We start from the raw sequence: 11352 nt of genomic DNA, 5'->3' as shown, positions 1-11352 counted from the left end.
CGATAGGATAGCCCGCAGCCAAAGGGGCTCTAGATTGCAGGTTTCAGGACGATCGGCTTGATCGGACGAACACCCGCGACACCCTGCAGGCGCCCTGAAAGGTTGAACGACCTGACAATAATAATGGGGGAGTGGTCTATGAGTGAGCCTGTCATGGGTGTGGTTGCTGGCCGCCCGCCGGCGTTGCGTGGGTTCGCAGCGTTGGCCGCAGCGCTCTCGCTGTTGGGTGTCGCGACACTGCCGGCACCGGTCCTGGCCGCTGCCAGCGCAGCGGATACGGTTGTCTATTCCATTGAATCGCCCAAGGCGGCGAAAAACCTGATGCTCGATGTGGTCCACGCCGGCAAGCGCCTGGTGGCGGTGGGCGACCGTGGGCACATTCTCTATTCCGATGACCAGGGCGCAAGCTGGGCCCAGGCCAAGGTGCCGAGCCGGCAGCTATTGACCGCGGTGTATTTCGTCGACGAGCAACACGGCTGGGCCGTGGGCCACGACGCGCAGGTGCTCGCCAGTACCGACGGTGGCCTCACCTGGACCCGGCAGTTCCAGGACCTCAAGCGCGAGGCACCGCTGCTGGACGTGTGGTTCAAGGATGCCCAGGTCGGATATGCCGTGGGAGCCTATGGCGCCTTGCTGGAGACCACCGATGGCGGCCAGCACTGGGAGGACGCCAGCGATCGCCTGGACAACCCGGATCAGTTCCATCTAAACGCTATTGCCCAGATCAAGGATTCCGGACTGTTCATCGTGGGCGAGCAGGGCAGCATGTTTCGCTCCGCCGATGGCGGCCAGACCTGGGAGCGCCTGGAAGGCCCTTACGAGGGCTCGTTGTTCGGCGTGATCGGCACCGGCCAGCCGGCGACCCTGTTGGTCTATGGCTTGCGTGGCAACCTCTATCGCTCGACGGATTTTGGCAGCACCTGGGAGCAGGTGCAGCTGAATGCCGCTCGCGGCGCCCTGGAATTCGGTTTGTCTGGCGCTACCGTGCTCGAAGACGGTTCCCTGGTGATCGTCGGCAACGGCGGCAGCGTGATCCGCAGCACCGATCATGGCCTGAGCTTCAGCGTCTTCAATCGCCCGGATCGAATCTCGCTGTCGGCGGTCAGTGGTGCCGGCAATGGTGGGTTGATCCTGGCCGGGCAGGGCGGGGTACGGGTTGCCACGGCAACCGGCGCTGAACTCGGCAGCAACTAGGCCGGGCACATAATAAGAAGGTGGGGAACTCCATGAGTAGTCAGAACCAGGACAAGGCGAATTTTCTTGAGCGCCTGATTTTCAACAACCGCCCGGCAGTGATCTTCCTCTGCTTGCTGGTCAGCGTATTCCTGTTCTGGCAGGCGACCCTGATCCGGCCGTCCACCAGTTTCGAAAAAATGATCCCGCTCAAGCACCCGTTCATCGAGCGGATGATGGAGCACCGCAACGACCTGGCCAACCTGGGCAACACCGTGCGGATTTCGGTGGAAGCCAAGGACGGCGATATCTTCACCCAGGCCTACATGGAGACCCTCAGGCAGATCAATGACGAGGTGTTCTACATCCCCGGCGTCGATCGCTCCGGGCTCAAGTCCCTATGGAGCCCCAGCGTGCGCTGGACCGAGGTCACCGAGGAAGGTTTCGCCGGGGGGGAGGTGATTCCCCAGAGCTACAACGGCTCGGCCGATAGCCTCGACAAGCTGCGCAACAACGTGCTCAAGTCCGGGCAGGTCGGGCGCCTGGTCGCCAACGACTTCAAGTCCAGCATCGTCGATATCCCCTTGCTGGAGTCCTACCCGGACCCACAGGACCAGGGCAAGCTGCTGGCCCTGGACTACCAGAAGTTCTCCCACCAGCTGGAAGAAAAGATCCGCGACAAGTTCGAGGCGCAGAACCCCAATGTGAAGATCCACATCGTCGGTTTCGCCAAGAAGGTCGGCGACCTGATCGACGGCCTGATCATGGTGGTGCTGTTCTTCGGCGTGGCCTTCATCATCACCCTGGTGCTGTTGTACTGGTTCACCTGGTGCATCCGCAGCACCATCGCGGTGCTGATCACCACGCTGGTGGCGGTGGTCTGGCAACTGGGGCTGATGCACGCCATCGGTTTCGGCCTGGACCCGTACTCGATGCTGGTGCCGTTTTTGATCTTCGCCATCGGTATTTCCCATGGGGTGCAGAAGATCAACGGTATCGCCTTGCAGTCCAGTGATGCCGATAACGCCCTGACCGCGGCACGAAGGACCTTCCGCCAGCTGTTCCTGCCGGGCATGATCGCGATCCTGGCCGACGCCGTGGGCTTCATCACGCTGCTGATCATCGATATCGGGGTGATCCGCGAGTTGGCCATCGGCGCCTCCATCGGCGTGGCGGTGATCGTGTTCACCAACCTGATCCTGTTGCCGGTGGCGATCTCCTATGTCGGCATCAGCAAGCGTGCGGTCGAGCGCAGCAAGAAGGACGCGTCCCGCGAGCACCCGTTCTGGCGCCGGCTGTCCAGCTTTGCCAGCCCCAAGGTGGCTCCCGTTTCCATCGCCCTGGCCCTGGTGGCATTTGGCGGCGGCCTCTGGTACAGCCAGAACCTGAAGATCGGCGATCTCGACCAGGGCGCGCCGGAGCTGCGCCCCGACTCGCGCTACAACAAGGACAACAACTTCATCATCAGCAATTACTCCACCAGCTCCGATGTCTTGGTGGTGATGGTCAAGACCGCCGCCGAAGGCTGCTCGCGCTACGAGGCCATGGCGCCGATCGATGAGCTGATGTGGAAGATGCAGAACACCGAGGGCGTGCAGTCGGCGATTTCCCTGGTGACCGTGTCCAAGCAGATGATCAAGGGCATGAACGAGGGCAACCTGAAATGGGAAACCCTGTCGCGCAACCCCGATGTGCTGAACAACTCCATCGCCCGGGCCGACGGCTTGTACAACAACAACTGCTCCCTGGCGCCGGTGCTGGTGTTCCTCAACGACCACAAGGCCGAGACCCTCGACCGCGCCGTGCATGCGGTGCAGGAGTTCGCCAAGGAGAACAACAAGGATGGCCTGGAGTTCATCCTCGCTGCCGGTAACGCCGGGATCGAGGCGGCCACCAACGAGGTGATCAAGACCTCGGAGCTGACCATCCTGATCCTGGTGTACATCTGCGTAGCGGCCATGTGCATGATCACCTTCCGCTCCTGGGCGGCGACCCTGTGCATCGTCCTGCCACTGGTCCTGACCTCGGTGCTGGGCAACGCGCTGATGGCCTTCATGGGCATTGGCGTCAAGGTGGCGACCTTGCCGGTGGTGGCGCTGGGGGTGGGCATCGGCGTGGACTACGGCATCTATATCTATAGCCGCCTGGAGAGCTTCCTGCGGGCTGGGCTGCCGTTGCAGGAGGCCTACTACCAGACCCTGCGCTCCACCGGCAAGGCCGTGTTGTTCACCGGCTTGTGCCTGGCTATCGGCGTGTGCACCTGGATCTTCTCGGCCATCAAGTTCCAGGCCGACATGGGCCTGATGCTGACCTTCATGCTGCTGTGGAACATGTTCGGCGCCCTGTGGCTGCTGCCAGCCCTGGCCCGCTTCCTGATCCGTCCCGAGAAGCTGGCGGGGCAGAAGGGCAACTCGCTGTTCGCTCATTGATTGCGCCATGCGCCAGTAGCTGGCCGCAACCTTCGGGTTGCGGCCTTTTTCATTCTTGGCCGGGCGAGTCTGGCCGGGTTTGCCAGGGCTCCGGTGGAACCTGCCCTGGCCAGTGCGATACTGGCCCTACCGGCGCGCGCCAATCAGCTATGATTGCGCCTTTCCACTGATGATGGCTCGCCATGACCGCTGTAACCGATACCTTGCTCACCGCCCTGCAAGCCTGCGACATGCTGGAGATCGACGGCTTGCACGCCTTCGACTTCAGCCTCGACGACCAGGGGCTGCTGATCGAATGCATGGATGGCCGCGCCGCCAAGCGCTGGAGCTTCAGCCTGGCCCAGGTGCAGGCCGCGACTTTCGACCCGGATCTGCAAAGCTGGACCCTGGAAGGCGATTCCGGTGAGCACCGCCTGGTATGCATGAGTGCCTTCAGTGCCCGTGACGAAGAGGAAGATGACCATGAAGATGCGTAATTTCTGGCCCCTGCTGATGGCGGGCAGTGTCGGCGCGATGGCGGTGCAGGCTGCGCCGGTGGAGACCCAGGAGCTGCTGGTGGGCTCCTATACCCAAGGCCAGAGCCAAGGTTTGTACCGCCTGCACTTCAACGAGCGGACCGGGCAAATCGACCCCAAGCCGTTGCAGGTGATCAAGAGCTCCAACCCCTCTTGGCTGACCCTGTCCAAGGACCTGAAGTTCGTCTTCGCGGTGAACGAGAACAGCCCCGGCCAGGCCGATCCCATCGGTCGCGTCAGCAGCTATAGCCTGGCCCCCAAGACCCATCAACTGAGCCTGATCAGCCAGGTGCAGAGCCAGGGCAACGAGCCGACCCATTCCAGCCTGAGCGCCGATGGCAGCTACCTGTTCGTCAGCAACTACTCGGTGGATGTCGACCCGGGTGGCAGCCTGGCGGTGGTGCCGGTCAGTGCCGATGGTCATCTGTCGCCCGTGGTGCAACTCAGTAGCCATCCGGCCAGCCGGGTCGACCCCGAGCGCCAGCAATCGGCCCACGTGCATTCGTCGGTGTCCTCGCCCGATGGCAAGTTCCTGTTCGCCAATGACCTGGGTGCGGACAAGATCTTCGTCTATCGCTATGACCCCAAGGCCAATCCCGAGCATCCGTTGAGCCCGGCCGAGCCAGCCTTCGTCCAGCTACCGCCAGGCAGTGGCCCGCGCCATTTGCTGTTCAGTGCCGATGGCAAGCATGCTTACCTGACCATGGAGATGAGCGCCCAGGTGGCGGTGTTCGACTACCAGGATGGCAAGCTGACCCAGCGCCAGATCCTCGACCTGGCGGCCAACGCCAGCAAGGAGAAGAAAGCCGCCGGGGCGCTGCATGCCTCCAAGGACGGCCAGTACCTGTACGTGAGCAACCGTGGCACCGCCAACCAGCTGCTGGTATTCGCCATCGATCCGGCCAGCGGCCAGCTCAAGGAGATCCAGCGCCGTTCCGTGGAAGGTGACCACCCGCGGGAGTTCAGCCTCGATCCGAGCAACCGCTATGTGCTGATCGGCAACCAGAAGAGCAACCAGATCGTGGTGATCGAGCGTGACGCCAAGACCGGGTTCCTTGGCAAGACCGTGCAGAAATTGCCCTTCGATGCCCCCAGCGATATCAAGTTTTTGGTGCGGCAATAAGCCACAGGCCCCGTCATCCGGGGCCTGAGTCTTTCTATTAATGACGCTGATATTGGCTACTGGTGCAAAGCATTTTTGCCCGCCAACCCTCGGGAGTAAGTTTGCTTCAAGGCCCACACGGGCAAGCAAGCCAACTGAATCCGAGGGTTATACCGATGAACTTCAATCTCTTCTCCGTGATCGCCGCTTCCGCCATTTCCGCCAGCGTGGTCCTGCCTGCCAGCGCCCATGTGGAAATCAGCCAGAAGAAATCCGCGACCAACACCTACACCCAGAAGTACCTGCAGCAAAGTGCCAACTTCTATGCGGCTCTGGACCACAAGTCCCATAGCTGATCCCGACTCGCCGATCCCCCGGTATGCAGGAGCGACATCACTGGTGCAGTGCTGTCGCTCCTGCATGACCTGTTTGCGAGCGAACTCACAGGCCAGGCAAATTTTGCTTGGTAGTGTCACATGGCCATGTGTTTAAATTTGACGCTGAATTATTGACTCTTTCCCGAGCAAGGATCGATAGCATGATGATGCGTCTGACCGTGGTTCTGTTGTTGCTCTATTCCAGTCCCATCCTGTCTTCTGCGCAACCGCTCGAAGGTGAGCCGGAGACGGCCCGCGAGCGCTTGAACAGTCTGTTGCAGGACTGACCCAGGGCTTGCCGGCGATCAAGCAAACTGATCGTCGTCATGGAAAAAAGTGACTGTCGCGTCGCCTGCATCTGGCGCAATCTCCGGACATTGCCGCTTCGGAGATCATCGACATGGGCCGTACCTTGCTCGTTTGCGCCAAACAGGGCGCCTATGCAGCCATCGCCTTGTACCTGCTGTTGCTGTTGGGCATTTGCCTGAGCACTGGCGTGTCCTTGGCCCTGGCCCTGTAGCCGCCGGCCTGGAGTAGGTCGGCGGCGGGGCGGATGGCACTTGCCGCGCCGTTGCGGGCGGCAAGCATCAGGCGTTAGCGGGAGCCGCCACGGCGTACCAGCTTCATCACCACCACGAAGAACACCGGCACGAAGATCACTGCCAGGGTCGCGGTGATCATGCCGCCGATCACCCCGGTGCCGATGGCTTGCTGGCTGGCGGAGCTGGCGCCGGTGGCAATGGCCAGGGGCACCACGCCGAGAATGAACGCCAGGGAGGTCATGACGATCGGGCGCAGGCGCAGGCGGGCAGCCTGCAAGGTGGCGTCCAGTAAGTCATGTCCCTCGTCGTACAGACTCTTGGCGAACTCGATGATCAGGATCGCGTTCTTCGCCGACAGGCCGATGATGGTGATCAGGCCCACCTTGAAGAACACATCGTTGGGCATGCCGCGCAAGCTCACTGCCAGCACGGCACCCAGCACACCGAGCGGAACCACCAACAGCACCGAGGCCGGGATCGACCAGCTCTCGTAGAGCGCTGCCAGGCACAGGAATACGACCAGCAGCGACAGGCCCAGCAGCAGGGGGGCCTGGCTACCGGACAGGCGTTCCTGCAACGACAGGCCGGTCCACTCCAGGCCCAGGCCTGCCGGCAGCTGGGCCACCAGGCGCTCGACTTCCTGCATGGCTTCACCGGTACTGCGCCCTGGCGCCGGCTCACCGGACACACTGATCGCTGGGTAACCGTTATAGCGGGTCAGCTGCGCCGGTCCCTGCTTCCAGCTGGCCCGGACGAAGGATGACAGCGGCACCATCTTGCCGTTGCTGTTGCGTACGTTCAGCCGCAGCAGATCCTCGACCTGGCTGCGTTGATCGCCTTCGGCCTGGATCACCACGCGCTGCATCCGACCCTGGTTGGGGAAGTCGTTGATATAGGCCGAGCCCAGGGCGGTGGACAACAGGCTACCGATGTCGGCAAACGACACGCCCAGGGCATTGGCCTGCTTGCGGTCGACCTCCAGGTACACTTGCGGGGCCTCGGCCAGGGCGTTTTCCCGGACGTTGACCAGGATCGGGCTTTTTTCCGCGGCCTGCAGCAGCTCGGTGCGGGCCTGCATCAGGGCTTCATGGCCGACGCCGCCACGGTCCTGCAAGCGGAACTCGAAACCGCTGGACGTGCCCAGGCCATCGATCGGCGGCGGCAGGATGGCGTAGGCCACGGCATCCTTGATTTCGCCGAAGGCTACCGTAGCGCGCTCGGCGATGCTCATCGCCGAGTCGTCATGGCCCCGTTGCGACCAGTCCTTGAGGGTGGTGAAGGCCAGCGCCGCGTTCTGCCCGTTACCCGAGAAACTGAAGCCCAGGATGATGGTGGTGTCGCCAACCCCCGGTTCTGTGGCGTTGTGCGCCTCGATCTGCTCCACCACGCGAATGGTGCGATTCTGGCTGGCACCAGGAGGCAGCTGGATATCGGTGATGGTGTAGCCCTGGTCTTCCACTGGCAGGAACGAGGAGGGCAGGCGCACGAACAACAGCGCCATGACCGCCAGCAGCATGACGTAGACCAACAGGTAGCGACCGCTGCGCTTGAGGGCGTAGGCCACGCCACCCTGGTAGCTGTTGGTGATGCGCTCGAAGCGGCGGTTGAACCAACCGAAGAAGCCACCACGCTCGTGGTGCTCCCCAGCGGCGACGGGCTTGAGCAGGGTCGCGCACAGTGCCGGCGTCAGGGTCAGGGCCAGGAACGCCGAGAACAGGATCGAAGTGGCCATGGACAGCGAGAACTGCTGGTAGATCACCCCCACCGAGCCAGGCATGAAGGCCATGGGGATGAACACCGCCACCAGCACCAGGGTGATACCGATGATTGCGCCGGTGATCTGCTTCATCGCCTTGCGCGTGGCTTCCTTGGGCGGCAGGCCTTCCTCGGCCATGATCCGCTCGACGTTCTCCACCACGACAATGGCGTCATCCACCAGGATGCCGATGGCCAGCACCATGCCGAACATGGTGAGCACGTTGATGGAGAAGCCCAGGACCAGCATGGTGGCGAAGGTGCCCATCAAGGCCACCGGCACCACCAGGGTCGGGATCAGGGTGTAGCGGATGTTCTGCAGGAACAGCAGCATCACCAGGAACACCAGGGCCATCGCCTCGAGCAGGGTGTAGATCACCTTGGTGATCGAGACCTTGACGAAGGGCGAGGTGTCATAGGGAATCTTGTATTCCACGCCGGCGGGGAAGTAGCGCGACAGCTCGTCCATCTTCGCCCGGATCAGGGTCGCGGTATTCAGCGCGTTGGCCCCGGGTGACAGCTGCACGCCGACGGCGGTGGACTGCTTGCCGTTCAGGCGCGTGCCGAACTGGTATTCCTGGCTGCCCACTTCCACTCGCGCCACATCGCCGATACGCACGGTGGAGCCGTCGGGGTTGGCCTTGAGAACGATGTCGGCGAACTCTTCAGGGCTGGCCAACTGCCCCTTGACCAGCACGGTGGCGGTGATTTCCTGGCTGGAAGGGCCGGGCAGGTCACCGATGCTGCCTGCCGGTACCTGGGCGTTCTGCGCAGCCACGGCGGCGTTGACGTCGGCGGGGGTGAGGTTGAAGCCGATCAGCTTCTGCGGATCGAGCCAGATCCGCATGGCCCGTTCGGCGCCATACAACTGGGCCTTGCCGACGCCATCCAGACGGCGGATCTCGTTCAGCACGCTGCGCGCCATGTAGTCGCTGAGCGCGACCTCGTCCAGGCGCCCGTCATTGGAGCTCAGGGTGATCAGCAGCAGGAAGCCAGCGGAGACTTTCTCCACCTGCAGGCCTTGCTGGGTCACGGCCTGGGGCAGGCGTGGCTCCACCGCCTTGAGGCGGTTCTGTACATCCACCTGGGCCAGCTCCGGGTTGGTGCCCGGTTGGAAGGTCGCGGTGATGGTGGCGCTGCCCAGGCTGCTCTGGGACGAAAAGTACAGCAGGTGGTCGGCGCCGTTGAGCTCCTGCTCGATCAGGCTGACCACCGACTCGTCCAGGGTCTGGGCCGACGCGCCGGGGTAGGTCGCGGCGATCTCGATCTGCGGCGGGGCGACGTTGGGGTACTGCGCCACGGGCAACTTGGGAATCGCCAGCGCACCGCCGAGCAAGATGAAGAAGGCGACCACCCAGGCGAACACCGGGCGGTCAATGAAGAATTGCGGCATGTTGTACTACCTACTGGCCTGGGTTCTGGACGTGCACCACGGGAGTGTCTTCGATCTCCACCAACTCGCCTGGGCGGGCATGTTGCAGGCCCTCGACGATGATGCGGTCACCGGGCTTGAGGCCGGCGGTGACGATCCAGCGATCCTGTTGTACGCCCCCCAGATGCACTGGATGCTGCACCACACGGTTCTCGGCGTTGACCAGCAACACCTGGGCAATGCCAGCACCGTCGCGCTGTATGGCGCGCTGCGGCACGCTGATGCCCTGGCGGTCGACGGCCTGCTCCAGGCGTACGCGCACGAAGCTGCCGGGCAACAGGTCCAGGTCCGGGTTGGGGAATTCGCTGCGCAGGATGATCTGCCCGGTGCCCGGGTCGACGCTGATATCGGCGAACAGCAGCTTGCCCGGCAATGGGTAGAAACTGCCGTCGTCCAGGATCAGGGTGGCTTTGGCCTGGTCCTTGCCGACTTGTTGCAACTGCCCGGCCCGCATGGCCCGGCGCAGCTCGTTGAGCTCACGGGTGGACTGGGTCAGGTCGGCATGGATCGGGTCCAGCTGCTGGATCAGTGCCAGGGGCGTGGTTTCGTTTTGGCCGACCAGTGCGCCTTCGGTGACCAGGGCGCGACCGACCCGGCCGGAAATCGGCGCGGTGACGGTGGCATACCCCAGGTTGAGCCGGGCGCGCTGTACCGCCGCCTGGTTCGCCGCCACTTCGGCATCGGCCTGGCGCGTGGCGGCCCGGGCATTGTCATATTCCTGGCTGCTGATGGCCTGGTCGGCCACCAGCTTGGAGTAGCGCTGCTCTTGCAGGCGCGCCTGGAATGCGGTGGCCTCGGCCTTGCGCAGGCTGGCGATGGCGCTATCCAGGTCGGCCTTGAACGGCGCCGGGTCGATACGGAACAGCACGTCGCCCTGCTTGACATCCGAACCTTCGCGGAAGGTTCGCTGCAGCACCACGCCGGCGACCCGGGCACGCACTTCAGCGATGCGCGGCGCGGCGATGCGCCCGCTCAGTTCACTGGTGATCGATAGCGCCTGGCTCTGGATCGTCTCGGTCCGGACCTTGGGCGGTGGTGCCTTCTGTTCGTCCGCGGCCTTGCCGCAGGCGCTCAACGTCGCGGCCAGAATCACCAGGCAAAGCGGCGTAAAGAGTTTATTCGACATGCTGATACCCCAATAATGACTCCGGCATGCTAAGAGCGGGAGACAGCGCGCGCTGTGAAGCTTCGTAGGCGCTGTGTGAAAAAGTGTGAAGCAGGCGCGCCGGCACGGGCCGGGGCGTATATCCTTGGCGCCTTGCTTGTCCGGTATCCTGATAGACGCCGGTACTGTGTATTTCTTCAAAAAGACCTTTCTTCCATGGCCAACATCCTCCTTGTCGAAGACGATCCCGCGCTCTCCGAATTGATTGCCAGCTACCTTGAACGCAATGGCTACCAGGTCAGTGTCATCAGCCGTGGCGACCAGGTGCGCGAGCGAGCCCGGACCAGCCCCCCGGACCTGGTGATCCTCGACCTGATGCTGCCGGGCCTGGATGGCCTGCAGGTATGCCGGCTGCTACGAGCGGATTCGGCCAGCTTGCCGATCCTGATGCTCACCGCCCGTGACGACAGCCACGACCAGGTCCTGGGCCTGGAAATGGGCGCCGACGACTATGTGACAAAACCTTGTGAACCGCGAGTGTTATTGGCCCGGGTGCGCACTTTGTTGCGCCGCAGTAGCCTCGGTGAGCCGCAGACGGCCAGCGATCGGATCCTCATGGGCAACCTGTGCATCGACCTTTCAGAGCGTACCGTGACCTGGCGCGAGCAACTGGTGGAGCTGTCCAGCGGCGAATACAACCTGCTGGTGGTGCTGGCCCGGCATGCTGGCGAAGTATTGAGCCGCGACCAGATCCTGCAGCGTTTGCGTGGCATCGAGTTCAACGGCACCGACCGATCGGTGGACGTGGCCATCTCCAAGCTGCGGCGCAAGTTCGACGATCATGCCGGCGAGGCCCGCAAGATCAAGACCGTGTGGGGCAAAGGCTATCTGTTCAGCCGTTCCGAGTGGGAATGTTGAGTCC

9 protein-coding genes are annotated in these 11352 nt (G+C 63.1%); 7 read left to right on the top strand and 2 right to left on the bottom strand.

What is annotated here, in order from left to right:
- Nucleotides 1-138: 138 nt before the first annotated feature.
- The 6 genes from ATY02_RS17575 (at nt 139) to ATY02_RS36365 (ending at nt 5883) form a co-directional block, all read left to right on the top strand.
- On the top strand, nt 139-1194 hold the full coding sequence (locus ATY02_RS17575) for a WD40/YVTN/BNR-like repeat-containing protein (RefSeq protein WP_068588960.1): 1056 nt from the start codon (nt 139-141) through the stop codon (nt 1192-1194).
- Between the two features lie 32 nt (nt 1195-1226).
- Nucleotides 1227-3602, top strand: coding sequence for an efflux RND transporter permease subunit (locus ATY02_RS17570; protein ID WP_068588956.1), 2376 nt, complete (start codon nt 1227-1229; stop codon nt 3600-3602).
- Between the two features lie 182 nt (nt 3603-3784).
- Nucleotides 3785-4078 (top strand): DUF5629 family protein, encoded by a 294-nt coding sequence (locus ATY02_RS17565; protein ID WP_068588321.1) that lies wholly within the window; start codon nt 3785-3787, stop codon nt 4076-4078.
- On the top strand, nt 4065-5240 hold the full coding sequence (locus tag ATY02_RS17560) for a lactonase family protein (protein ID WP_068588325.1): 1176 nt from the start codon (nt 4065-4067) through the stop codon (nt 5238-5240). The genes ATY02_RS17565 and ATY02_RS17560 overlap by 14 nt, the downstream gene beginning before the upstream one ends.
- Nucleotides 5241-5395: 155 nt before the next feature.
- The gene (locus ATY02_RS17555) at nt 5396-5575 is read left to right on the top strand and encodes a hypothetical protein (protein ID WP_068588328.1); all 180 of its coding nucleotides are present in this window, start codon (nt 5396-5398) and stop codon (nt 5573-5575) included.
- A 182-nt stretch (nt 5576-5757) separates the two neighbouring features.
- Nucleotides 5758-5883: a hypothetical protein gene (locus ATY02_RS36365; protein WP_263986925.1), complete on the top strand. Its 126-nt coding sequence runs from the start codon at nt 5758-5760 to the stop codon at nt 5881-5883.
- A gap of 307 nt (nt 5884-6190) precedes the next feature.
- On the opposite strand, the gene ATY02_RS17550 is transcribed toward ATY02_RS36365, so the two are convergent.
- Together ATY02_RS17550 and ATY02_RS17545 are read right to left on the bottom strand one after the other, a co-directional pair.
- Nucleotides 6191-9286 (bottom strand): efflux RND transporter permease subunit, encoded by a 3096-nt coding sequence (locus ATY02_RS17550; protein WP_068588332.1) that lies wholly within the window; start codon nt 9284-9286, stop codon nt 6191-6193.
- Nucleotides 9287-9296: 10 nt separating this feature from the next.
- Nucleotides 9297-10451 carry an efflux RND transporter periplasmic adaptor subunit gene (locus ATY02_RS17545; RefSeq protein WP_068588335.1) on the bottom strand — a complete coding sequence of 385 codons (1155 nt, stop codon included), beginning with the start codon at nt 10449-10451 and terminating at the stop codon, nt 9297-9299.
- Between the two features lie 195 nt (nt 10452-10646).
- On the opposite strand from ATY02_RS17545, the gene ATY02_RS17540 reads away from it, so the two are divergent.
- Nucleotides 10647-11348: a response regulator transcription factor gene (locus ATY02_RS17540; RefSeq protein WP_068588340.1), complete on the top strand. Its 702-nt coding sequence runs from the start codon at nt 10647-10649 to the stop codon at nt 11346-11348.
- Nucleotides 11349-11352: the final 4 nt, after the last annotated feature.

Origin of the sequence: Pseudomonas sp. BIOMIG1BAC, assembly GCF_001705995.2 — a bacterium.
Taxonomy (GTDB): Bacteria; Pseudomonadota; Gammaproteobacteria; order Pseudomonadales; family Pseudomonadaceae; genus Aquipseudomonas; species Aquipseudomonas sessilinigenes.
This window is presented reverse-complemented; position numbering and strand designations above follow the sequence as displayed.

What these genes read in the sequence shown, in the direction of transcription:
- ATY02_RS17575 (WP_068588960.1), top strand. Translation starts at nt 139, where the DNA reads ATGAGTGAGCCTGTCATGGGTGTGGTTGCTGGCCGCCCGCCGGCGTTG.
- ATY02_RS17570 (WP_068588956.1), top strand. Translation starts at nt 1,227, where the DNA reads ATGAGTAGTCAGAACCAGGACAAGGCGAATTTTCTTGAGCGCCTGATT.
- ATY02_RS17565 (WP_068588321.1), top strand. Translation starts at nt 3,785, where the DNA reads ATGACCGCTGTAACCGATACCTTGCTCACCGCCCTGCAAGCCTGCGAC.
- ATY02_RS17560 (WP_068588325.1), top strand. Translation starts at nt 4,065, where the DNA reads ATGAAGATGCGTAATTTCTGGCCCCTGCTGATGGCGGGCAGTGTCGGC.
- ATY02_RS17555 (WP_068588328.1), top strand. Translation starts at nt 5,396, where the DNA reads ATGAACTTCAATCTCTTCTCCGTGATCGCCGCTTCCGCCATTTCCGCC.
- ATY02_RS36365 (WP_263986925.1), top strand. Translation starts at nt 5,758, where the DNA reads ATGATGATGCGTCTGACCGTGGTTCTGTTGTTGCTCTATTCCAGTCCC.
- ATY02_RS17550 (WP_068588332.1), bottom strand. Translation starts at nt 9,286, where the DNA reads ATGCCGCAATTCTTCATTGACCGCCCGGTGTTCGCCTGGGTGGTCGCC.
- ATY02_RS17545 (WP_068588335.1), bottom strand. Translation starts at nt 10,451, where the DNA reads ATGTCGAATAAACTCTTTACGCCGCTTTGCCTGGTGATTCTGGCCGCG.
- ATY02_RS17540 (WP_068588340.1), top strand. Translation starts at nt 10,647, where the DNA reads ATGGCCAACATCCTCCTTGTCGAAGACGATCCCGCGCTCTCCGAATTG.